We start from the raw sequence: 21287 nt of genomic DNA on the forward strand, positions 1-21287 counted from the left end.
TGCGCTCGCAATGACGGCGTTGAGAGTGCTCCTCGCATAACGGGACCGCGTTAGCCGACTAGGCCGTGGTGACGCCAGGCCCTATAACCCGCGTGAGAACCAGCGCGAGGAACCACATGTCTGAAGCTCAAATCACGGATTGGCTGGCGTCGCAGCGGCAGGCGATGATCGATCTGCTCCGCGACGTCGTGAACATCGATTCCGGGTCCTACGACAAGGAAGGCGTCGATGCGGTCGGTGCGCGGTTCGAGCGGCACTTTGCCGAGCACGGCATTCCGTTCCGGCGCGAGGCCAACGCCGCCTTCGGCGACGCGATCCATGCGGAGGTTGCAAAACCCGGCAGCAACGAGAAGCCGGTGCTGTTGATGGGGCATCGCGACACTGTGTTCGGCAAGGGCGAAGCCGGGCGGCGTCCGTTCACGATCCGAGATGGCCGCGCCTATGGACCAGGTGTCGCCGACATGAAATCCGGCCTCGTCATGAACGTGTTCGTGGCGACCGCCTTCCACAAATTCGGCGGCTCGCCGCACCCGATCAAGGTATTGATCACCTCGGACGAGGAAATCGGCTCGCCCTCCTCGCGCCCGGTGATCGAACGCGAGGGACGCGCCGCGCGCGCGGTGTTCAATTCCGAGCCCGGCCGGCCCACGGGCAACGTCGTCACCGGGCGCAAGGGCGGCATCTTCATGCACATGGCCGTCACAGGCAAAGCCGCGCATTCCGGCGCCAACTTTGCTGCCGGCATCAGCGCGATCGGCGAGCTCGCGCACAAGATCGTCCATGTCCATGCGCTGACCGATCTCGACAAGGGCATCACGCTGAATGTCGGCCTCGTCTCGGGCGGGCAGTCCGTCAACACCACGGCGCCTTACGCCGAGGGTCAGATCGACCTGCGTTACGTCGATCCGGCGGATCGCGCGAGGGTGATGGCCGCAATCGAGACGATCGTCGCGACGTCCTACGTGCCGGGCACGAGTGCAACGCTCACGATCAAGGGCGAGTTCGTGCCGGTGGTGCAGAGCGCGGATTCGAAGGCGCTGTTCGAAAATTATCAGGCTGCCGCAAGACAGGTCGGGCTCACCACGCTGCAGGGCGAATTCTCCGGCGGCTGCGCCGATTCCGGCTTCACCGCCGCTGTCGGCACGCCGACCATCTGCGGCCTCGGGCCGGTCGGCGGGCTCGCGCACACGCCGGAGGAATATCTCGAGCTCGACAGCATCGTGCCCCGCGCGCAGGCGCTGGCGCTGGCGATTTTGCGGGGGTAGCCCACACTCTTCCGTCATGCCCGGGCTTGACCCGGGCATCCACGTTCTCCGAAATCGCCGGTGCACGTGGATGGCCGGGTCAAGCCCGGCCATGACGAGGGCACAGTGTCGTCACGAATAACTCGGCGCGTCGGGCTTGCGGAAGATGTGGATGGGGTCGCCCGGCACGATCGGCTGGCCGCGGAACGTCGCATAGGCGTAGAGCGCGAGATAGGCGATCGCGAGCGCGCCGACGGCGTAGAACGCTAGGATCGCGATGCGCTTCATCGTTCCGCTCCTCTGCCGTCCCGGCGGGAAGGCTCAGGGCGCTTCTAGAGCGATGCTGGGGAAAAGGCCAGCCTTCGGCGCCGCCACGCGCGGCGATCAAATGCCGCGCCGGCCGCGCGCGGGAAGGCTGACATCCGCGAGCCTGACCGCGTCTTCGTCCTGATCGACCGCCACATACTGGCCGTGCCAATAGGCCAGCGCGGCGGTGCGGGCCGAGTTCCTGATATTCCTGATACGGCCGATGACGATGCCGTGCGAGTGGCGTTCGACGATCTCCTCGACCTCACAATCGAAGGCCGAGAGCGCGCCAACCAGGAGCGGAACGCCGGAGACCGCCGTCACCCATTCGGCGCCTTTGAAACGATCGGCACCCTTCAGCCCGCCCTTGCCGGAAAAGCGCTCGGCAATATCGAGCTGGTCGGCATTGAGAATGTTCACGCCGAAGGCGCCGTGGCGCCTGATCAGCGGAAAGGACGACGCATCGCGGTTGATGCTGACCAGCAGCGTCGGCGGCTCGACCGATAGCGAGGAGACCGAGGTCACCGTCATGCCCGTAATATCCTTGCCCCGCCCGGCGGTGATGACGCTGACACCGCCGGTGAGGTGGCGCATGGCGCCGCGGAAATCGGCGGACGAGACGGGGATTTCGGTCATGAGATCGCGGGGCACTACATTCATGGCATTGCTCCCCGAAGCGGGGTTCCCTCTCATTTAGGTACGATCGTCCGCCGACAAAAGGTGGCTTAGGATCGAGCCTTCAAGGCTTGCAAGCTCTGCCGAGCCACGCTGGCGCGGCCGGAGCGCGTTGACCGTGACGTCATGGGCGATCCGGCCCTCCTCGATCACCAGCACCCGGTCCGCCAGCGCGACGGCCTCGGCGACGTCGTGGGTCACCAGGATCGCGGTAAAGCCCTGGTCGCGCCAGACCCGCTCCAGCAGGCGCTGCATCGAGATGCGGGTCAAAGCGTCCAGTGCGCCGAGCGGCTCGTCGAAGGCGAGCACGCGCGGGCGCGAGACCAGCGCGCGGCCGAGCGCGACGCGCTGCTTCTGGCCGCCCGACAGCACCGAGGGCCATTGGTCGCGCTTGTCGGCGAGACCGACCTCGCTCAAGGCTTTCTCGGCACGCGCATGCGCATCGCTGGAAGTACGATCGCGGCCGAGGCCGACCTCGACATTGGCGAGCACGCGGGCCCAGGGTAAGAGCCGCGGCTCCTGGAACATCACGCGGATGTCTTCGGGCTGGACGTCACCGCCGAAGCTGATGCTGCCGGCGTCGATCCCGTCCAGGCCGGCGATCAGACGCAGCAGCGTGCTCTTGCCGCAGCCGCTTTTTCCGACAATCGCGACGAACTGGCCGGCGGGGATGTGCAGGTCGATGCCGCGCAGCACCTCGTTGTCGCCGAAGGATTTGCGCAGGCCCCGGATGCTGAGCGGCCGGCCGCCGGTGTGAACCGGACGCTCCCCATGCACGACACGAGCATGAGGGACGAAATCGGCGCGGCTGGCGAGCTCGGTCTCGGGAAGGGACGTACGAAGCGCTGTCTGCATGTGATTCCCAGTATTTTGGCTCAACGTTTCTGGAAGGCGGGGTGCCAGGAGAGCGTCAGGCGCTCCAGCGCGCGGGAGGCGCTGTCGGCGAGCTTGCCGAGCAGAGCGTAGATCAGGATCGAGAGCACGACGACGTCGATCAGCATGAACTCACGCGCCTGCATCGCCATGTAGCCAAGCCCTGAGGACGCCGCGATGGTCTCGGCGACGATCAGGGTCAGCCACATGATTCCGAGCGCGAAGCGGATGCCGACGAAGATCGAGGGCAGCGCGCCAGGGAAGATGACGCGTCGGAACAATTCGCCGTCGGTCATGCCGTAGATGCGGCCCATCTCGATCAGCTGCGGATCGACGGTGCGGATGCCGTGCAGCGTATTGAGATAGATCGGAAAGAACACGCCCAGCGCCACCAGGAACAGCTTTGCGCTCTCGTCGATGCCGAACCAGAGGATGACCAGCGGGATCAGCGCCAGATGCGGCACGTTGCGCACCATCTGCAGCGTGGTGTCGGTGAGCTTGGCCGAGAGCTGCGACAGGCCGTTGGCGAGGCCGAACGCGAAGCCGATGCCGCCGCCGATCAGGAAGCCGATCGAGGCGCGCCAGAACGAGACCCAGATGTTGTGGACGAGCTCGCCGGAGAGCAGCAGCTTCCAGCCGGCCAGCACGACGTCGCTCGGCGCCGGCAGCACGCGGGTCGGCACGAAGCCGGTCACGCTCGCGACCTGCCAGATCGCGATGATGGCGAGCGGCACGATCCACTGGATCAGGCCGTCGAGGCGCGGCAGGCGCAGGCTGCGCGGAAGCGAAATGCTGTCGATCAGGCTCATGACTGCGACACCCTGTGCTGCGGACGGAGATCGCTGCCGACCGTCTCGCCGAACGGACCGCCGTTGAAATGGAGCTTCGTCACGTTGCTCGGCCGCTCCAGCGAAAGTAGCGGGAACACCAGCTCGGCGAAGCGATAGGCTTCCTCCAGATGCGGATAGCCCGACATGATGAAGGTATCGGTGCCGAGATCCTGATACTCCCTGATGCGCGCCGCGACGGTCTGGGCGTCGCCGACCAGCGCGGTGCCGGCCCCGCCGCGCACGAGCCCGACGCCGGCCCACAGATTCGGCGCGATCTCGAGCTTGTCGCGCCTGCCGCCATGGAGCTGCGCCATACGCTGCTGGCCAACGGAATCCATACGGGCGAAGTTCTTCTGCGCCAGCGCGATGGTGTCGTCGTTGACATGCCTGATCAGCTCGTTCGCGGCGCGCCAAGCCTGCTCGTTGGTCTCGCGGACGATCACGTGCAGACGGATGCCGAAGGAGAGTCTTCTGCCCCGCGCGGCGGCAACCTCCCTCACCTTCGCGATCTTCTCGGCGACCTGCGCCGGCGGCTCGCCCCAGGTGAGATATTTGTCGACGGTGTCGACCGCGACGTCGATGCCGGCATCGGACGATCCGCCGAAATAGAGCGGCGGCCGCGGCGACTGCACCGGAGGAAACAGCAGCCTGCCGCCCTCGATGCGGATGTGCTTGCCTTCGACATTGACGGTCTTGCCGGCAAGCAGGTCGCTGTAGACGCCCAGGAACTCGCGGGTGACCTCGTAGCGCTCGTCATGGCCGAGGAAGACTCCGTCGCCCTTGTTCTCGACCGGATCGCCGCCGGTGACGACGTTGACGAGCAGCCGGCCGTTCGAGATGCGATCGAGCGTCGCCGTCATGCGCGCCGCCACGCTCGGCGATTGCAGGCCGGGACGTACCGCCACGAGATAGCGCAGCCGCTCGGTGAACGGCGCCACGCTCGAGGCGACGATCCAGGAATCCTCGCAGGACCGGCCGGTCGGGATCAGCACGCCGAAATAGCCGAGCTGGTCGGCGGCCTGCGCGATCTGGCGCAGATAGTTGAAGTCGACCTCGCGTCCGCCGATGCCGGTGCCGAGATAGCGGCCGTCACCATGGGTCGGCAGGAACCAGAGGATGTTGCTTTTGGATTGGCTCATGGATGTTCCCCTAACCGTAGGTCGTGCCGACCGCCGCGGCGACGATGCCGATCGACAGCGCGATGGCCGCGATCAGACGTTGAACGATGCGTCTCATCTTCAAACCCTTTTTGATGGGAAGGCCGGTCGGCACGATCAGGCTGCCGGGTTGCGCCACACGATGTCGCGAATCACGATCGGCTTCGGAATCAGGCCGAGCCTGTGGAAGCGATCGGCGACGCCCTGCTGGGTCGCGATGATGTCGTCGGTGACGGGGCCGACCACGAACGACGAGCGGTTCGCCGCGATGGTCTGGATGTCGAGAGGAATGCCGGTCACTGCAGCGAGCGATTTCGCGACCTCGTCGCGGTGCTGCTCGGCCCATTTGGCGGTCGCGGTGGTGACCTCGACGATCTGTTGCAGGATCGCGCCATGGTTCTTCGCAAAGTCGCGATTGGCGATGTAGAACGAATTGGTCTTGGTGACCTCGCGCGCATTGATCAGGATGCGGCCGCTCTGCCTGGTCTCGCCGATCGCGAAGTAAGGATCCCAGATTGCCCAGGCCTCGATACCGCCATTGGCAAAGGCCGGGCCGGCGTCCGGCGGCGTCAGGTAGACCGGCGTGATGTCGGCATAGGTGAGGCCCGCCTGCTCCAGCGTCTGCACCACGATGTTGTGGGCGCTGGAGCCCTTGGTGAAGCCGACGCGCCTGCCTTTCAATTCGGCGATGGTGCGGATCGGCGAATCCCTCGGCACCAGGATGCCCTGGCCGTTGGTGATCGGCTGGCCGGCGGCATAGACGATGGAAGCCCCGGCGGCCTGGGCGAACACCGGCGGGGAATCGCCGACCGCGCCGTAATCGACGCTGCCGACATTCATCGCCTCCATCATCGGCGGACCAGAGGAGAATTCGACCCATTTCACCTCGATGCCCTGCGGGGTGAAATGTTTTTCCAGAGCGGCCTGCTGGCGCGTGATGACCAGCACGCCGTTCTTCTGGTAACCGATACGAATCTCCTTCACCGCGCCTTGCGCGATTGCGGGCGAGGCGAAGGCAGCGGCGGCCGCTGTTCCAATCGACAGTTTCAGAAAGTCCCGACGCTGCATTCCACACTCCCGGCCGCGCGGCCGTCATTCATCTGCGTTCGGGAATGATGGTGCGGCTGATCGGAGGTGTCGAGACGTGCGGAAAAATAGCGATGCGCGCACTGTGCGCGAGGTGCTGCGCATGATTAATCTTTCAATCCGCGGAACGAATGCAGCGCGAATTTTTTCCGCACGCGAATGTGACAATCGCAACGCACGGGGGCCAAGAACCAAAGAAATGCGAAAACAACCCCATGCACAGTAGCCAAGGTCTTGTTTCGAAACGCATTTCGCTTTTAGCGAAACAAACTTGACCCGTCGGGCAACACAGTAGCAGAATGTCATCCTGCGCCAGGAGGACAGGCGGGCCCCCCTCGTTGCCTAGTGCTGCCACTTCACCGGCAGATTGAGCAGCCCGCGGAACGCCCAGCCGCCGATCCGGACCGGCTCGTCGTCAGCGATTTCGATCCGCGGCGCACGGGCGAACACGGTCGGCAGGGCGACATCGGCAATCATGGCGCGCGAGGCGAAGGCGCCGGCGCAGAAGTGCGGGCCGGCGCCGAAGGCGACGCTCTTGGTCGTATCTCGTCTCACGTCGAACGCATCGGCGCGCTCGAAGTGCTTCTCGTCGCGGTTGGCGGAGCCGAACATCAGGAACACGCGCTCGTCGGTCTCGAACGAGACGTCGCGGATGCTCCACGGCCTTGCGATCCGCCGCGGCGACATGCCGATCGGCGAGATCCAGCGGGCGTATTCCTCGAACGCCTGGAGCCAGGACACTTCACCGCGCAGGACCAGATCGAGCTGCTCGGGATGGGTCAGCAGCGCCCACACCGTGCCGGCGATCGCCTTGCGCGGCTCGTTCTGGCCGCCTGATATCGCGAGCTTGACGTTGGCGCGCACGCTCTCCATCGGCATGCCCGAGGCGAGCAGGATGCCGAGAATGCTCTGGTCGGGGTTCTTGCGCATCACCGGCAGGATGTCGTCGATCGCGGCGTCGATGCCCGAGGTCGCCGCGTGGCAGCGCGCCTCGACCTCGGGGTCGCCGGCATAATTGGCGATGCCCTCGATCATGCCTTGCGACCACGCATCCATGTCGCGAAAGCCGATATTGGTGAGGCCCGTGATCGACTTCAGGCATTCGCCGGAGAAGGGCAGCGCGAAGTCACGCATGAAATCGATCCGGCCCGGCTCGATCGAATCGAGAATACGGTCGGCATGGGCCTGGAATTGCGCGGTCCAGTGCGCCTTCACGGTCTTCGGCGACACCGTCGGAAACATCGCGCGGCGCTCGACCTGGTGCGCCTCGCCGTCCTTGCGCATCATGTTGTGGCCCATCAGCCGGTTCATCAGGCCGGCGGGCTGATGCGAGGAGAACACGTCGATCTGCTTCTCTGAGATCGAGATGTCGTCCCGGCTCGTCAGCAGTGTCGAGCCGAGCTGCGGCACGAACGCGATCGGCGTCTCCTTCCGCATCTTCGCGAGCATCGGATAGGGGTCGGTCCAGAATGTATCAGGGTCGATGTCGATGCGCGGCGCGGTGCTCAAGGCGGTCTCTCCCGGATTCTCGTTTCCAGGAGACTAGCGAAGTCCGACGCCGGCGTCTGTCCCCAACGACAGGGACGGGCTGAATTGGAATTACCGGGCCTCGGCGATCTTCGGTCCAGGTGACATCATCTGCGCGTTGGCCGCCAAGGGCCGCTTCGACGGCGATGCCGGATCCGGCAATCGGAAGGCGGCGTCGGGCGGCGTTCCCGGACGACGGGCAGCGGTTGCCGGAAGCACGATCACTTTCGCTCCGACCTTCACCCGCTCGTAGAGATCCGTGACGTCCTCGTTGGTCAGCCGGATGCAGCCAGACGACACCTTCTTCCCGATCGTCGCGGGATTGTTGGTGCCGTGAATTCGATATTCGGTCTCGCCCAGGTACATCGCCCGGGCGCCGAGCGGGTTGCCGGGGCCGCCCGCCATGAACCGCGGCAGATAGGGCTGACGCGAGACCATCTCCGCAGGCGGATGCCAATCCGGCCATTCGGCCTTGCGGGCCACGGTCTGCTCACCGGACCATGTGAAACCTTCGCGGCCAACACCGATGCCATAGCGCATCGCCTGCCTGTCGTTCAGGACGAAATAGAGGAAAGTGTTTCCGGTATCGATGATGACGGTACCCGGCGCCTGGCGGCTCGTGTAGTCAACCACCTGGCGGACCAATGCTCCGGGAGCATCAGCGTCGGCCTTTGGCGGTTCGACCAGGGGCGCTGGGGCCGGAATGGGAGCGGGAGCGGGCGCCGATGCATGAACTGGAGTTGCCACGTAGACCGGAGTTGACGATGCCATGGCCTGGTGCGCGGACGGCTTCCGCACCGGTTGCACGCTCGCCGGGCGAGACAGCAAACCGTAACCCAATGCGGCGACGGCCACGGCGCCAATTGCAACTCTCGCGACCACTGGGAGTGCGAGCGTCTCCGCCTTTCCACGTTTGGTTCGCTTGCTCACGTCTCTCCCCAGGTCACCATGCCCAAGAGAGGTACCCAGCAAAATTTAAGAAACTTCCAAGCGATTTCGCTCAGACCGGAACCGCTAGCTGTGGTTAACGCCGAACGGCGGAGCGTACCTTATGATCGGATTGGCTGCCCGATTCCCAGCACGTTGCCTTCACTGTCGCGGAACCAAGCGCCTCTCTCACCGATCCCCTTGCTGGGATAATTCCCGTTAATCTCCGCGATCCCATCAACCGTCTTCAGACCTGGCAGGTCATACTCCTCGAACTCAACTCCCCGGGCACGAAGCTCGCGCACGGTCGTCTCGATGTCCTCGACTTCCCAGCCCATCTGCGTGTGCGTGCCGGATTGCATTCCAGCCGAGACGAAGATCGCAAACTCACCGCCGGCACAGACGTAGCGGAGCCCGCCCTCACGCTGTTCGACCGGATCAAGCCCAAGTTTTTCCGAATAGAACGCCCGCGCCCGATTCAGGTCCCGAGCAGGAAGCCTGGTTGCCACCTTGGCGTTTATTAGCATGCCCTCTCTCCTCCCAAGTTCAGGCGCGGTCGTCTCCATACACATTGGTAGTAGAGATCGAAGACACCACTTGGTTCGATAGAAGTTTCCACTTTTGCTCACAACAAGGACCGTAATGGGTCCCAAAGGCCGTCTTTGTCCGCTCGCATCGCCTGTTCGGGTCAGCTACAGGAAGCGGACCTTGCGGCGCTTTGGGCCAAGGTCAGGCACGGGCAAAGAGGCGACATCACCCGCTTGTCCCGATATGAAAAGTCTCCCAGGGACACAAGCGGAATTTGCCCGGCACGGATTGGTGCTTCGCCTTGGGATCGCGCGCGGCCTTGTCCATCGAACAGGGCGATGACGTTGCTGGCTAACGGGCAAGCGCATCCTTGTAGATAATTCCATCCTTCATGATGATCTTGAGATTGTTGGCGGGGTCGGCAAGAAGGCCGATATTGTCCAGCGGATTTCCGTCGACGAGCAGCAGATCCGCGAGTGCGCCCTGTTCCACGACGCCGAGTTTGCCGGGATAGGGATTCCGCTTGCCCGACAGTGCCAGCAGTTCGGCGTTCGTCGATGTCGCCATGGTCAGCGCCTCGGCGGGCGTGTACCAGCGAGCGAGCGAGGCCAGGATGGCCCCCTGTTGGCGCGCCAGCGCTGCAGAGAACAGGACGTCGGTGCCCCACGCCGTCTTGATCTTGTACTTCCTCGCCAACTCGTAGGATCTGGATATCCCGGGCCAGACCTCATCCGCCTTGGCTCGCTGGATGGAGCCTACGGGAAAGCCCAGCCTCAGATCCTCGGGGAGAGGCTGTATGCTCAGCCAAACACCCTTCTCCGCCATCAGTTGCGCTGTTGCGTCGTCCATCAGGAAGCCGTGTTCGATACACTTCACCCCGGCCGCAATGGCTCCCCGAATCGCAGCAGACGTAAAGGCATGCGCAGCGACATACGTGCCCCAATTCTCGGCCGCTTCAACGGCGGCGCGTATTTCGGGTTCGGTGAACGTGGTCACGTCGATCGGGCTGAAAGGCGACGACACTCCGCCGCCAGCCGTCAACTTGACCTGGGAAGCGCCTTGCATGAGCTGCTCGCGGACACGGACGCGGACCTCGTCGGGGCTGTCCGCAATCATTGCCCCACCGGTCTGTTCCATGCGGGTGAGCATGCCGCCGATCGTCCGCGGCAGGTCGGTAAGCTGGCGGAAGTCCCCATGCCCGCTCGTGACCGTAATGACCGCGCCGGACGGATAAATGCGCGGGCCCTTGATGATACCTTCGTCGATGGCGCTTTTGAGCCCGAACACCGGCCCGCCCACATCTCGAACGCTGGTAAAGCCGCGCATGAGAGTGTGCGTGGCCTCGTCGCCAGCGACAAGATTGACGTAGCCGACGTCGCCGAACGACTGTGCCGGCGTGACTCGGATCAACATCGCATGCCAATGGTTGTCGATGAGGCCGGGCATCAGTGTGCGCCCGCCGCCTTCGACAATGCGAATGTCCGCCCGGCTGTCCACGGCTATCGGCTGTAGCGAGATTGATTCTATCTTGTTGCCGCGCACCAGGACGTTGGAGGAGGCGGACAGCGTGGCGCTCTTGCCGTCGAAGATGCGGACGTTCTGAAAGAGCGTGACCGCGCCACCTGCCTGAAGCGCTTGCTGCGCCAGGCTTGCTCCACCGATCCAGGTCGAGAGCACCACCGCGATCGACAGCGAGCGGCATGTTCCGCTCATCGACGGTCGAATCCGCAGCGCGCTGTACAATTCATTCAGGAGAGTTCCTGACATCACCGCGCCCGGCCCCTTTCGTTGCGTATCGGCTGCGTTCGGTCGAAGCGGCCAGACCTTCGCGATGGCGATGCTGTGCATGGCTCTCGCAGCGACAGACCGATCTCGCGACCTCGGTCAGAGCGGATCGCCCTGGTTGCGCCTCATGATCTTGAGAACCAGGAAGATCGCACCAGCAACAAGGAAGGCAACACCGATCGCGGTGAATCCGCTGGACTCGCTGCTCAAGCCGATCGCCGTCATCAGCAAACCGAAGAGCAGGAGAAGCATACCCGCGAGCTTCTTGATCAGGAGGATTGGTCTTTCAACTGCGATCGCCATTAGCGCACTCCGTTATACGACTCGTTCCGCTATGCCGTCCTCGCCGCCGGCCGCCATGCATAGGTCGGCCAGGCTATGCCGTGGGAGATCAGGTCGATGCCGAGCACAAATCCAAGCACCTAGCCTGTCATCGGGACTCCACTGAGGACAACGAGGAATTCCGAATGCGCCGGACAGCAGCATCATCATCCGAGTGGCTGCGAAGGTCGCGCAGCCTTCCAACGCGCGGTAAAGAACGAGGCCATCGCTTCCAGCTCGCGAAGAGCTACTGTAGCGTGTAAACATTCGCAATGAAACGACAGGTGAACTGACACAACGGAGCTGTCGAAAGGCATCGCCAAAGCTTGCGGCAGGAGCAGCCAGGTGATTTCAGTCCGTAAATTCGTATCAATATTGGTCAGCTGGCCGAGAAAGCCGATTGGCTTTCTCATTCGGATCATGCTCGTCACATGGGCGGTGCTGGCCATCTATTATTCGAACTTGCCTTGGGACGGGCTGCGCACGGTTGCGGCCGGAGCGTTTGCGGGCTTTGCAAGCTGGGCGCTCTGGCGTTCGCGCCAACGGCGCATGTCCGTTCTCGTCCTCGTCATGTTTCTCGGTGTCGTCGCATGGTGGATCTCGATCCCTCCATCGCACGACCGCCATTGGCGACCGGAAGTCGCGGTGATGCCGCGGGCGGTCATCGACGGCGACCGCGTGCACCTGACCGGTGTCCGTAACTTCGACTACCGGAGTCGAAGCGACTTCACGGTGCGGTACGAGGAGCGCGAAGTGTCGTTGTCGCACTTGATGGCCCTCGATTTCTACATTTCCTACTTCACCGAGGGGCCGGTCGGACACACGTTCGTGAGTTTTGTCTTCGACAATGCGCCACCACTGGCCATCTCGATCGAGACGCGTCCCGAGGTTGGCGAAGGCTTCGCGCCCGTCGCCTCCTTGTTCAAGCAGTTCGAGCTGATCTACATCGTGGGTGAAGAGCGTGACGTTGTGGGCGTACGCACCAACCATCGCCACGAGCCGGTGTACCTGTATCGCCTCAATACATCGGCTGACGACGCGCGCCGGCTGCTGATGATCTATTTGACGCGCATCAACGAACTCGCCGATCAGCCGGAGTTCTACCATCTGTTGACCAACAGCTGCACGATCAACATCGTGCGCTATGCAAATGCGGCGGGCCGGCGGGGGCGCTTCGACATTCGACACCTGTTTAACGGACTGATCGACAGCTATCTCTATCACTCCGGCCGGATAGAGACGACGCTGCCGTTTGATCAACTGAGGCGGGCGTCCTTGATCAACGAAGCCGCACAGGCGGCCGATGGCGCAGCCGATTTCTCACAGCGGATTCGCTTGGCCTTGCCGACAATGATGCGACCCGAACCGCAGTGAGCAGATAGGGCAGATGCAAGGCAACCAATTCATCCCTTCACGTCCTGCTTCGGGTCACAGACGATTTCCGACGACAAGCGCTTGGCAGGTCTGCTTCGGGTCCAGCAACGGAAGTCGCCAACGCAGGTTTAATTCAATCGCGAGCGATGGTCAGCCCACCGGCCCCGTGGTCCAATAGTCTCCTGAAAGCGGGCTAACTCGCACGTCATCGATGACTCCGAGCTCGAGGCTCGGATCGAAATGGCGCATCGTGCGCTCGTTGAAGTCGATGATGCGGCCGGGCCTGAGCGGTCCGACGTCATTGATCTTGACGATGACCTTCTTGCCGACGGCCTCGACCAGGGCATATTTCGGCCTCGCACCGAATTGGACCCCGCCGAATTTCCGGCGCAGGCTCGTCTTGATGGCAGCCGACCAGACAGAGGGATCATAACGCTCGCCGGAGGCCGTCTTCGGACCGCCCTCCTCCTTGCCCGGCTTGAACGGATTGTACATGGATGCAGCGCCAACGACCGCATCCCCGGAGGCGGCATCGACGACGGCACTTGAGTGAACTCCACGCGTTTCACTTCGCGCAACGGCAACAGAAACGGCAAGCGCAACCAGGGCGCCGCAAAGTGCGGCGCTCGAGCGGAACAGCATCATAACTCCTGTGATTTTTCGATCCGGTTCCCGGAACCGCAAACAGGGCAAGCGAACGCGAAAGCGTCCATGAAGCTTGCGCTGATGTTTTGCGGATTCGAGCCAACCCCTTGGCTATGGAACCGTTGTGCGAACCGGGGAGGTTCCCACGCAGTGTTTTAAGTTGTCACCGACTAAGACAGAGATTGCGTCAGCAACATGACTTAACGGCCCCGATCCAACTGATCAGCGGGCCGCACCGAGAGCGCCGCCGATCGGGATATTTGCCGGCATCGAGCAGACAGGTTGCGGCGCCCGCCCGGCTCAGCGCAAATACCATGCAATGGCCGACCCGACCTGCCGACGCAGCGAGTCGATCACGACGTTTGGACGTCGGAGCCGCGAGGAACGATCGCATCACACCCGCTTTATTCTCCACATCTTTGGAGCTTGATCAGCGGTTTGCGCCATCCTGGCCGCAGATCGAAGAAGCAGTCTATGCGCATTCTTCTCGTCGGGGGCACAGGGCTTATCGGATCGGCCATCTACGCCAGACTGTCCGCCGAAAGACATGAATGCGTATTGGTGTCGCGACATCCACCGACGGCGTCCGACCGGCACCACATCACCCTCGATCTCGCTCGCACCGACATTTCAGAATGGAAGGGCGTTCTTGCAGGCGTCGATGCCGTCATCAATGCGGCGGGCGCGCTGCAGGGACAGGATATGCAAGGCGTTCATGTCGCCGGCAGCGCGGCGCTTTATGCTGCCTGCGAAAGCGCGGGCGTCCGCCGCGTCATCCTGTTCTCGGCGATCGGCAGCAATGTCGATGCGCTCAGCGATTTTTCCCGCACCAAGCGGGAGGGCGAAGCCGCCTTGATGGCACGGGAGCTCGATTGGGTCGTGCTGCGTCCTTCGGTCGTGGTGGGCCGGCCGGCCTACGGCGGCAGTGCGCTGTTGCGGGGGCTGGCCGCGCTGCCGGTCCTGCCGGTGATGCCCGGCACCGCCGCCATTCAACCGGTGCATCTCGACGACGTCGTCGAAACCGTGCTGTTCTTCCTGCAACCCGGCGCTCCCTCCCGGGTCGCACTCGATCTCGCCGGCCCGAGGCGGATCGCCTTCAGCGACGCGGTCGCGCTGTTTCGCGCCTGGCTGCGCTGGCGGCCAGCCTGCCGCCTGCACCTACCCTCCTGGCTGGCTTCGGCCGCGTACCGCGCGGGCGACGTTGCACAGATGCTGGGGTGGCGAACGCCCATCAATGCGACCGCACAGGCGGAAATGCGCCGCGGCGCGACCGGCGACCCCGGGCCCTGGCGTCAAGTGACAGGCGTTGCGCCACGCGATCTCGAGGCCGCGCTCGCACGTGAGCCCGCCTCGGTGCAGGAGCGCTGGTTCGCGCGGCTCTATGCGCTCAAGCCGCTGATCTTCGTCGTCTTCGGCGCGTTCTGGATCGCCACGGGCATCATCTCGCTGAGCGCGGGCTGGGATATCGGCATGTCTTTGCTGCGGGAAGGCGGGCTGCAAGAAAACGTCGCGGCGCTCACCGTCACCGCAGGCGCGCTCGCCGACCTCGCCATCGGCTGCGCCATCCTTTACCGTCCTCTGAGCCGCTACGGGCTGTGGGCCGCATTGATCATCTCACTGACCTATGCCGTGATCGGCACGGCGCTGGTGCCGCGGCTGTGGGCCGATCCGCTGGGGCCGATGCTGAAGATCTGGCCGGTGATCATGCTCAACCTGGTCGCGATGGCGATCCGGGAGGATCGCTGATGCTCTACTTCCTCGTGAAGATGGCGCACATCATCGGCGCTGCGGTCCTGCTCGGCACCGGTGCGGGCATCGCCTTCTTCATGCTCGTTGCGCATCTGCGCGGCGACCCGCGCGAGATCGCGGGGGTCGCGCGGACGGTGGTGCTGGCCGACTTCCTGTTCACGGCGAGTGCCGTGATCCTGCAGCCGATCACCGGCACATGGCTCGCCTGGTCGAGCGGGTACTCCCTCGGCGACGGGTGGGTTGCGGCGTCGATCGCGCTCTATGTGGTGACCGGCGCCTTCTGGCTGCCGGTGGTGTGGATGCAGATGCAGATGCGCGATCTTGCCGTCCTAGCGGTCGCGACCAACACCAAGCTGCCTGGCAGGTATTACCGTCTCTTCCGCTGGTGGTTTGCCTTCGGATTTCCGGCGTTCGCAGTCGTGCTGGTCATCTTCTGGCTGATGATCGCCCGCCCAGCCATTCCATATTGGGACTAGGTTCGCGCGTCTATCCCACCGCCTTCACCGGCGCCACATTGATCGCGACCTTGCGGTAGCGGTCGGTGAAGGCCTCGGTGTCGATCTCCTCCAGCTTGATCTCGCCGCTCATCACGCCTTGCTTCCAGGCTGCCTGCGCCGGATCGTCCTGGAACTCCGGCATCACCTCGCGGCCGAACAGCTCGAGCGACTCGCAGATATGCTCGTGGCTGTTCTTGCCGGCCTGGTTGAGCAGGATGACCTGGTCGATGTGCGAGGACTGGAAGCGCTTCAGCTTCCTCCGGATCGTTTCGGGCGAGCCGATCAGGCCGCCGCGCAAGCTTGCCTCCTGGGCTTCCGGATTGTCGCGCTTCCACTTGTTGTATTCGTCCCACATGTTGACGGTGTAGGGCGCGGGCCGCTGGCGGTTCTGCGCGGCGCCGTAGAAGCGCAGCGCGAACTGGAAGAAGGTGGCGCCATCGGCGCGCGCACGCGCCTCCTCGTCCGTCTTCGCGCACATGAAGAACGAGACCAGCGCCATGTTCGGGTTGATCTCGTAGTCGGCCAGCTTGTGCAGACGCTTGGTCATTGCGTTGTAATAGGCGTGCACCCAGGCGTGCGCGGCATCGGCGCTGACGAACTGGAAGCCGAGCGCGCCGAAGCCGTGACGGCCGGCGCGCTCGATGGTCGGCAGCTGCGAGCAGGCCATCCACAGCGGCGGATGCGGCTTCTGCACCGGCTTCGGCACGACGTTGCGCAAGGGAATATCGAAATACTTGCCGTGATGCTCGCTGCCGGCGTCCCTGAACATCGGGAAGATCGCAGCGACGGCCTCCTCGAACACCTCCTTCTTGTTTTCCATGTCGCGGCCGAACGGCTCCAGCTCGGTGATGGACGCGCTCTCGCCCATGCCGAATTCGCAGCGGCCGTTGGAGAGCAGATCGAGCACCGCGACGCGCTCGGCGACGCGCGCCGGATGGTTGGTGGTGAGCTGGAGGATGCCGTGGCCGAGCCTGATCTTCTGCGTGCGCTGGCTGGCCGCGGCGAGGAAGGATTCCGGCGAAGGCGAATGCGAATACTCTTCGAGGAAGTGATGCTCGACCACCCAGGCATGGTCGTAGCCGAGCTTGTCGGCGAGCTCCATCTGAGAGAGCGCGTTCTGATAGAGCCTGAGCTCATCGCCAGCCACCCAGGGGCGTGGCAATTGCAGCTCATAGAAGATGCCGAACTTCATGGCGTCGCTCTCCCGCTTATTGTTGTTAATCGCATCTTAATGCGTGAGGCGGCGCTGTCTACGTAGCAGCAATTCCATGACGCGGGATGAACGTTCCGGCGCTCACACCAAACGCTGGGCGCCGCGCCGCGACATTCGATCAGATCCAGCCATTGATCCAAATCAACGCGCTGTCAGGTTGAACGTATCTAAAGTGCAGCAAGGCGACGGCCCGGATGCCGTCTCGATTCCCCACAGCATTTCAAGAGACCGAATATGTCGGCCCCTGACGACGCGACGACGCGCGTGCGCCGTAAGCGCATGGAGATTTTCGCCTTCCTGTTCCTGACCGCGGTCGTGATGCCCGTGCTCGCGGTCGGAACGGTCGGTACTTACGGCCTTGGCGTCTGGATCTACCAGATGTTTGCCGGCCCTCCCGGCCCGCCGCCCTCCCCGCATTGATCCGCAACCAGCGAAAGACAGGCATCATGGCTCACGCCACACTGAACCGCCGCGCCTTGATCACCGGCCGGGTGCTCGGCGTCGACCGCGTCATCGCGCCGCCAGGCGCCGAGATCGCCAGCATCCTGGTGCAGGCGCGCCCCGAACGACTCGCCGAGGTCGAAGCCGAGATCACCGCGCTGCCGGGCTGTGAGATCCACGGCCGCGATCCGCGCGGCAAGCTCGTCGTGGTGACCGAAGCGCCCGATGCCGGCAGCCTCGGCACCCTGCTCAACACCATCCAGGCGCTTCGGGATGTCTATTCCGCAGCGCTCGTCTTCCACGCCATCGAAACCGCCTGAGTCAGGAAGAGCCATCATGACATCGCCCAAGCTCGACCGCCGCCAGATGCTCAAGCTCGAGGCGGCCGCCATCGCCGCCGCTGCCGCCGGCCTGCCCGCCCCGGCGCTGGCCGCCAATCTGGTCAGCGAGCGCAACAACAGCGAAATGAAATGGGACAAGGCCGCCTGCCGCTTCTGCGGCACCGGCTGCTCGGTGATGGTCGCGACCAAGGACAACCGCGTCGTTGCCACCCATGGCGACATCAAGGCCGAGGTCAATCGCGGCCTGAACTGCGTCAAGGGCTACTTCCTCTCCAAGATCATGTACGGCCACGACCGCCTGACCCAGCCGATGCTGCGCAAGACGGGTGGCAAGTACGACAAGAACGGCGAGTTCACCCCCGTCTCCTGGACCGAAGCCTTCGACATCATGGAGTTGAAGTGGAAGGAGGCGATCAAGAAGCGCGGGCCGAACGGCGTCGCCATGTTCGGCTCAGGCCAGTGGACGATCTGGGAAGGCTATGCCGCCTCGAAGCTGTTCAAGGCCGGCTTCCGCACCAACAACATCGATCCCAATGCGCGCCACTGCATGGCCTCGGCCGTCGCCGGCATGATGCGCACCTTCGGCATCGACGAGCCCCCCGGCTGCTACGATGACATCGAGGCCACCGACGCCTTCGTGCTGTGGGGCTCCAACATGGCGGAGATGCACCCGATCCTGTGGACGCGCCTGGCCGACCGCCGGCTCTCCGCGCCGCATGTTCGCGTCGCCGTGCTCTCGACCTTCGAGCACCGCTCGTTCGACCTCGCCGACATCGGCATGGTGTTCAAGCCGCAGACCGATCTCTACATCCTCAACGCCATTGCCAACCACATCATCAAGACCGGCCGTGTCAACAAGGATTTCGTCGCCGCGCATACCGTGTTCAAGCGCGGCCAGACCGACATCGGCTATGGACTGCGGCCCGAGCATCCGCTGCAGAAGAAGGCGACCGGCGCAGCGAAACCCAACGACGCCATCGACATGAGCTATGACGAATTCGCCACGTTCGTGTCCGAGTACACGCTGGAGAAAGCCGCCCAGATGTCGGGCGTGCCGCTCAACCGTCTCGAGGCGCTCGCCGAGCTCTATGCCGATCCAAAAACAAAAGTGGTCTCGTTCTGGACCATGGGCTTCAACCAGCACACCCGCGGCGTCTGGTGCAACAACCTCGTCTACAACATCCATCTTCTGACCGGGAAGATCTCCGCGCCCGGCAACAGTCCCTTCTCGCTGACCGGCCAGCCTTCGGCCTGCGGCACCGCGCGCGAGGTCGGCACCTTCTCGCACCGCCTGCCGGCCGACATGGTCGTCACCAACAAGGCGCACCGCGATCACGCCGAGCACATCTGGCGGCTGCCCGAGGGCACCATTCCCGACAAACCGGGCGCACATGCCGTGCTGCAAAGCCGGATGCTGAAGGACGGGCTGATCAACGCCTATTGGGTGCAGGTCAACAACAACCTCCAGGCCGGCCCCAACATCAACGAAGAAACCTATCCGGGCTTCCGCAACCCCGAGAACTTCATCGTGGTTTCGGACGCCTACCCCTCGGTGACCGCGCTCGCGGCCGATCTGATCCTGCCCACCGCGATGTGGGTGGAGAAAGAAGGCGCCTATGGCAATGCCGAGCGGCGCACCCAGTTCTGGCATCAGCTCGTCTCGGCGCCGGGCGAGTCGAAATCCGACCTCTGGCAGCTCATGGAGTTTTCGAAGCGCTTCAAGGTCGAGGAGGTCTGGCCCGAGGAGCTGATCGCCAAGAAGCCCGACGTTCGCGGCAAGACGCTGTTCGACGTGCTCTACAGGAACGGCCAGGTCGACAAATTCCCTGTCACCGACATCGAGCCGGGCTATGCCAACGACGAATCCAAGGCGTTCGGCTTCTACGTGCACAAGGGCCTGTTCGAGGAATATGCCCAGTTCGGCCGCGGCCATGGCCACGACCTCGCGCCGTTCGACACCTATCACAGGGAGCGCGGCCTGCGCTGGCCGGTGGTCAACGGCCAGGAGACGAAGTGGCGCTTCCGCGAGGGCAGCGATCCCTACGTCAAGCAAGGCACCGATGTGCAGTTCTACGGCCATCCCGACGGCAAGGCACGCATCTTCGCGCTGCCTTACGAACCGCCGGCAGAGTCGCCCGACAACGAATATCCCTACTGGCTCTCGACCGGCCGCGTGCTGGAGCACTGGCATTCCGGCACCATGACGCGCCGCGTGCCCGAGCTCTACAAGGCGTTCCCCGAGGCGGTCTGCTTCATGCATCCGGACGATGCGCAGGACATGAAGCTGCGCCGTGGCGACGAGGTGAAGGTGGTCTCCCGTCGCGGCTTCATCCGCGCCCGCGTCGAGACCCGCGGCCGAGACCGGCCGCCGCGCGGCCTCGTGTTCGTGCCGTGGTTCGACGAATCCAAGCTGATCAACAAGGTGACGCTGGACGCCACCGATCCGATCTCGCTGCAGACCGATTTCAAGAAATGCGCCGTGCGCATCGAGCGGGTGAACATGTCATGATGAAACGATCCGCAATCGCCCTGCTCGCCTTCGCGATCGCAGCGGGCACGAGCTCACTGACGGCGCAGACGGTGACGTCAGGCCTTCGCGGCCCGACCCCGCTCAATGACGAGGGCCCGGCGCCGCCGATGCTGCCGAACCGCAACACCTCCGAGAAGGAGGTGCGCAACTATCCGGAGCAGCCGCCTGTCATCCCGCACACGATCGACGGCTACCAGGTCGATCTCAACGGCAACAAATGCTTGTCCTGCCATGCGCGGGCGCGCACGGCGGAGTCGCAGGCGCCGATGGTGTCGATCACGCATTTCATGGACCGCGACGGCCAGTTCCTGGGCTCGGTCTCACCGCGACGCTTCTTCTGCACGGAATGCCACGTGCCGCAGAACACCGCCAATCCGCCGGTCAGCAACGATTTCACCGACATCGACACGCTGCTGTCGCGCGCAAGCCCGGGTGGCCGCAGATGACGACGACCGCTGATGAGCCCAACGCAGAGCTGAAGGCCAAGCGCGGCTTCATCGCGCGGAGCTGGGCCTTCCTGCTCGAGCTCTGGCAGGTGCTGACCCGGCCGAGCTCGGTGTTCGCCCTCGGCACCCTGGTGCTCGCCGGGTTCGTCGCCGGCGTGATCTTCTGGGGCGGCTTCAACACCGCGCTGGAGATAACCAACACCGAGAAGTTCTGCACCGGCTGTCATGAGATGAAGGACAATGTCTACGCCGAGCTGAAGTCGACCATCCACTTCACCAACCGCTCCGGCGTGCGCGCGACCTGCCCCGACTGCCACGTGCCGCACAACTGGACCGACAAGATCGCGCGCAAGATGCAGGCCTCCAAGGAGGTCTGGGGCAAGATCTTCGGCACGATCGACACGAGGGAGAAATTCCAGGATCACCGGCTCGAGCTGGCGGCGCACGAATGGGCACGCTTCAAGGCGAACGATTCGCTGGAATGCCGCAACTGCCACAGCGCCGATTCCATGGACATCACCAAGCAGTCGCCGCGGGCCTCGGTCGCGCACCAGCGCTTCCTGTTCACCAAGGAAAAGACCTGCATCGACTGCCACAAGGGCATCGCCCACCAGTTGCCGGACATGCGCGGCGTTCCCGGCTGGCAGTAGCCTCAGCTCTCACCGTCATGGCCGGGCATAGCCGTCCGAAGGACGGCGTCGCTTCCGCTCGCCTATGTCCCGGCCATCCACGCCTAACCACGCGGCACAAGAACGTGGATGCCCGGGACAAGCTTGGGCATGACGACATCTT

24 protein-coding genes and 1 pseudogene are annotated in these 21287 nt (G+C 64.0%); 9 read left to right on the forward strand and 16 right to left on the reverse strand.

Translation table 11 applies throughout. The features are described 5' to 3' along the window. The first annotated feature begins 116 nt into the window (after positions 1-116). Entirely contained in the window at positions 117-1265 is a 1149-nt protein-coding gene (locus ABIG06_RS05195; protein WP_370134760.1) for a M20 family metallopeptidase, read from the forward strand. Between the two features lie 111 nt (positions 1266-1376). Here the strand turns inward: ABIG06_RS05195 and ABIG06_RS05200 are convergent, their stop codons facing one another. From ABIG06_RS05200 to ABIG06_RS05260, 13 genes are all read right to left on the reverse strand, one after another. Continuing rightward, positions 1377-1532: a hypothetical protein gene (locus tag ABIG06_RS05200; RefSeq protein ID WP_199752170.1), complete on the reverse strand. Its 156-nt coding sequence runs from the start codon at positions 1530-1532 to the stop codon at positions 1377-1379. A gap of 96 nt (positions 1533-1628) precedes the next feature. Continuing rightward, positions 1629-2210 (reverse strand): flavin reductase family protein, encoded by a 582-nt coding sequence (locus ABIG06_RS05205; protein WP_370134762.1) that lies wholly within the window; start codon positions 2208-2210, stop codon positions 1629-1631. Positions 2211-2243: 33 nt separating this feature from the next. Further along, positions 2244-3080 (reverse strand): ATP-binding cassette domain-containing protein, encoded by an 837-nt coding sequence (locus ABIG06_RS05210; RefSeq protein WP_370134765.1) that lies wholly within the window; start codon positions 3078-3080, stop codon positions 2244-2246. A gap of 20 nt (positions 3081-3100) precedes the next feature. Then, positions 3101-3907: an aliphatic sulfonate ABC transporter permease SsuC gene (gene ssuC / locus ABIG06_RS05215; protein ID WP_370134768.1), complete on the reverse strand. Its 807-nt coding sequence runs from the start codon at positions 3905-3907 to the stop codon at positions 3101-3103. Next, positions 3904-5067 (reverse strand): FMNH2-dependent alkanesulfonate monooxygenase, encoded by a 1164-nt coding sequence (ssuD, locus tag ABIG06_RS05220; protein ID WP_370134770.1) that lies wholly within the window; start codon positions 5065-5067, stop codon positions 3904-3906. The genes ssuC and ssuD overlap by 4 nt, the downstream gene beginning before the upstream one ends. 10 nt (positions 5068-5077) lie before the next feature. Next, positions 5078-5224 carry a hypothetical protein gene (locus ABIG06_RS05225; protein WP_158626787.1) on the reverse strand — a complete coding sequence of 49 codons (147 nt, stop codon included), beginning with the start codon at positions 5222-5224 and terminating at the stop codon, positions 5078-5080. Further along, entirely contained in the window at positions 5203-6153 is a 951-nt protein-coding gene (locus ABIG06_RS05230; protein ID WP_370134772.1) for a sulfonate ABC transporter substrate-binding protein, read from the reverse strand. Before ABIG06_RS05230 ends, ABIG06_RS05225 begins: the two co-directional genes overlap by 22 nt. A 360-nt stretch (positions 6154-6513) precedes the next feature. Then, positions 6514-7680, reverse strand: coding sequence for a cytochrome P450 (locus ABIG06_RS05235; RefSeq protein WP_370134774.1), 1167 nt, complete (start codon positions 7678-7680; stop codon positions 6514-6516). Between the two features lie 90 nt (positions 7681-7770). Further along, positions 7771-8628, reverse strand: coding sequence for a L,D-transpeptidase (locus ABIG06_RS05240; RefSeq protein ID WP_370140793.1), 858 nt, complete (start codon positions 8626-8628; stop codon positions 7771-7773). 119 nt (positions 8629-8747) lie between these two features. Then, the gene (locus tag ABIG06_RS05245; RefSeq protein ID WP_424578084.1) at positions 8748-9152 is read right to left on the reverse strand and encodes a VOC family protein; all 405 of its coding nucleotides are present in this window, start codon (positions 9150-9152) and stop codon (positions 8748-8750) included. A 352-nt stretch (positions 9153-9504) separates the two neighbouring features. After that, on the reverse strand, positions 9505-10866 hold the full coding sequence (locus ABIG06_RS05250; RefSeq protein WP_370140794.1) for a metal-dependent hydrolase family protein: 1362 nt from the start codon (positions 10864-10866) through the stop codon (positions 9505-9507). A gap of 171 nt (positions 10867-11037) precedes the next feature. Further along, on the reverse strand, positions 11038-11241 hold the full coding sequence (locus ABIG06_RS05255) for a hypothetical protein (protein ID WP_370134778.1): 204 nt from the start codon (positions 11239-11241) through the stop codon (positions 11038-11040). 185 nt (positions 11242-11426) lie between these two features. Further along, positions 11427-11708 (reverse strand): hypothetical protein, encoded by a 282-nt coding sequence (locus ABIG06_RS05260; RefSeq protein ID WP_370134781.1) that lies wholly within the window; start codon positions 11706-11708, stop codon positions 11427-11429. Here ABIG06_RS05260 and ABIG06_RS05265 point away from each other — a divergent pair. Further along, positions 11698-12633 (forward strand): DUF4105 domain-containing protein, encoded by a 936-nt coding sequence (locus ABIG06_RS05265; RefSeq protein ID WP_370134783.1) that lies wholly within the window; start codon positions 11698-11700, stop codon positions 12631-12633. The genes ABIG06_RS05260 and ABIG06_RS05265 overlap by 11 nt on opposite strands. A gap of 150 nt (positions 12634-12783) precedes the next feature. Here the strand turns inward: ABIG06_RS05265 and ABIG06_RS05270 are convergent, their stop codons facing one another. Both ABIG06_RS05270 and ABIG06_RS05275 read right to left on the reverse strand, forming a co-directional pair. Continuing rightward, entirely contained in the window at positions 12784-13278 is a 495-nt protein-coding gene (locus tag ABIG06_RS05270) for an RlpA-like double-psi beta-barrel domain-containing protein (protein WP_199752168.1), read from the reverse strand. A gap of 228 nt (positions 13279-13506) precedes the next feature. Next, positions 13507-13644, reverse strand: a pseudogene (locus ABIG06_RS05275) (LuxR family transcriptional regulator); the annotation flags it as partial. Positions 13645-13752: 108 nt separating this feature from the next. On the opposite strand from ABIG06_RS05275, the gene ABIG06_RS05280 reads away from it, so the two are divergent. Both ABIG06_RS05280 and ABIG06_RS05285 read left to right on the forward strand, forming a co-directional pair. Then, positions 13753-15024, forward strand: a complete 1272-nt coding sequence (locus ABIG06_RS05280) for an SDR family oxidoreductase (protein ID WP_370140796.1) — start codon at positions 13753-13755, stop codon at positions 15022-15024. Beyond that, entirely contained in the window at positions 15024-15503 is a 480-nt protein-coding gene (locus ABIG06_RS05285) for a DUF2269 family protein (protein ID WP_370134787.1), read from the forward strand. The genes ABIG06_RS05280 and ABIG06_RS05285 overlap by 1 nt, the downstream gene beginning before the upstream one ends. Positions 15504-15513: 10 nt before the next feature. Here the strand turns inward: ABIG06_RS05285 and ABIG06_RS05290 are convergent, their stop codons facing one another. Continuing rightward, entirely contained in the window at positions 15514-16716 is a 1203-nt protein-coding gene (locus tag ABIG06_RS05290) for an LLM class flavin-dependent oxidoreductase (RefSeq protein ID WP_370134790.1), read from the reverse strand. Positions 16717-16971: 255 nt separating this feature from the next. Here ABIG06_RS05290 and napE point away from each other — a divergent pair, with 255 nt between their 5' ends. From napE to ABIG06_RS05315, 5 genes are read left to right on the forward strand one after another with little or no spacing between them, the layout of a single operon-like run. Continuing rightward, positions 16972-17157, forward strand: coding sequence for a periplasmic nitrate reductase, NapE protein (gene napE, locus ABIG06_RS05295; protein WP_370134791.1), 186 nt, complete (start codon positions 16972-16974; stop codon positions 17155-17157). Between the two features lie 26 nt (positions 17158-17183). Continuing rightward, the gene (locus tag ABIG06_RS05300; protein WP_370134794.1) at positions 17184-17498 is read left to right on the forward strand and encodes a chaperone NapD; all 315 of its coding nucleotides are present in this window, start codon (positions 17184-17186) and stop codon (positions 17496-17498) included. Positions 17499-17514: 16 nt separating this feature from the next. Beyond that, the gene (napA, locus tag ABIG06_RS05305; RefSeq protein WP_370134796.1) at positions 17515-20028 is read left to right on the forward strand and encodes a nitrate reductase catalytic subunit NapA; all 2514 of its coding nucleotides are present in this window, start codon (positions 17515-17517) and stop codon (positions 20026-20028) included. Next, positions 20025-20495 carry a nitrate reductase cytochrome c-type subunit gene (locus ABIG06_RS05310; RefSeq protein ID WP_370134798.1) on the forward strand — a complete coding sequence of 157 codons (471 nt, stop codon included), beginning with the start codon at positions 20025-20027 and terminating at the stop codon, positions 20493-20495. The genes napA and ABIG06_RS05310 overlap by 4 nt, the downstream gene beginning before the upstream one ends. Continuing rightward, positions 20492-21145, forward strand: coding sequence for a NapC/NirT family cytochrome c (locus tag ABIG06_RS05315; RefSeq protein ID WP_370134801.1), 654 nt, complete (start codon positions 20492-20494; stop codon positions 21143-21145). The genes ABIG06_RS05310 and ABIG06_RS05315 overlap by 4 nt, the downstream gene beginning before the upstream one ends. Positions 21146-21287: the final 142 nt, after the last annotated feature.

The organism is Bradyrhizobium sp. USDA 326 (genome assembly GCF_049739485.1).
In the GTDB taxonomy this organism is placed as follows: domain Bacteria; phylum Pseudomonadota; class Alphaproteobacteria; order Rhizobiales; family Xanthobacteraceae; genus Bradyrhizobium.

Coding starts and splice junctions, on each gene's coding strand:
- ABIG06_RS05195 (WP_370134760.1), top strand. CDS start 117: ATGTCTGAAGCTCAAATCACGGATTGGCTGGCGTCGCAGCGGCAGGCG.
- ABIG06_RS05200 (WP_199752170.1), bottom strand. CDS start 1,532: ATGAAGCGCATCGCGATCCTAGCGTTCTACGCCGTCGGCGCGCTCGCG.
- ABIG06_RS05205 (WP_370134762.1), bottom strand. CDS start 2,210: ATGAATGTAGTGCCCCGCGATCTCATGACCGAAATCCCCGTCTCGTCC.
- ABIG06_RS05210 (WP_370134765.1), bottom strand. CDS start 3,080: ATGCAGACAGCGCTTCGTACGTCCCTTCCCGAGACCGAGCTCGCCAGC.
- ssuC (WP_370134768.1), bottom strand. CDS start 3,907: ATGAGCCTGATCGACAGCATTTCGCTTCCGCGCAGCCTGCGCCTGCCG.
- ssuD (WP_370134770.1), bottom strand. CDS start 5,067: ATGAGCCAATCCAAAAGCAACATCCTCTGGTTCCTGCCGACCCATGGT.
- ABIG06_RS05230 (WP_370134772.1), bottom strand. CDS start 6,153: ATGCAGCGTCGGGACTTTCTGAAACTGTCGATTGGAACAGCGGCCGCC.
- ABIG06_RS05245 (WP_424578084.1), bottom strand. CDS start 9,152: ATGCTAATAAACGCCAAGGTGGCAACCAGGCTTCCTGCTCGGGACCTG.
- ABIG06_RS05250 (WP_370140794.1), bottom strand. CDS start 10,866: ATGAGCGGAACATGCCGCTCGCTGTCGATCGCGGTGGTGCTCTCGACC.
- ABIG06_RS05255 (WP_370134778.1), bottom strand. CDS start 11,241: ATGGCGATCGCAGTTGAAAGACCAATCCTCCTGATCAAGAAGCTCGCG.
- ABIG06_RS05260 (WP_370134781.1), bottom strand. CDS start 11,708: ATGGCCAGCACCGCCCATGTGACGAGCATGATCCGAATGAGAAAGCCA.
- ABIG06_RS05270 (WP_199752168.1), bottom strand. CDS start 13,278: ATGATGCTGTTCCGCTCGAGCGCCGCACTTTGCGGCGCCCTGGTTGCG.
- ABIG06_RS05280 (WP_370140796.1), top strand. CDS start 13,753: ATGCGCATTCTTCTCGTCGGGGGCACAGGGCTTATCGGATCGGCCATC.
- ABIG06_RS05285 (WP_370134787.1), top strand. CDS start 15,024: ATGCTCTACTTCCTCGTGAAGATGGCGCACATCATCGGCGCTGCGGTC.
- ABIG06_RS05290 (WP_370134790.1), bottom strand. CDS start 16,716: ATGAAGTTCGGCATCTTCTATGAGCTGCAATTGCCACGCCCCTGGGTG.
- napE (WP_370134791.1), top strand. CDS start 16,972: ATGTCGGCCCCTGACGACGCGACGACGCGCGTGCGCCGTAAGCGCATG.
- ABIG06_RS05300 (WP_370134794.1), top strand. CDS start 17,184: ATGGCTCACGCCACACTGAACCGCCGCGCCTTGATCACCGGCCGGGTG.
- napA (WP_370134796.1), top strand. CDS start 17,515: ATGACATCGCCCAAGCTCGACCGCCGCCAGATGCTCAAGCTCGAGGCG.
- ABIG06_RS05310 (WP_370134798.1), top strand. CDS start 20,025: ATGATGAAACGATCCGCAATCGCCCTGCTCGCCTTCGCGATCGCAGCG.
- ABIG06_RS05315 (WP_370134801.1), top strand. CDS start 20,492: ATGACGACGACCGCTGATGAGCCCAACGCAGAGCTGAAGGCCAAGCGC.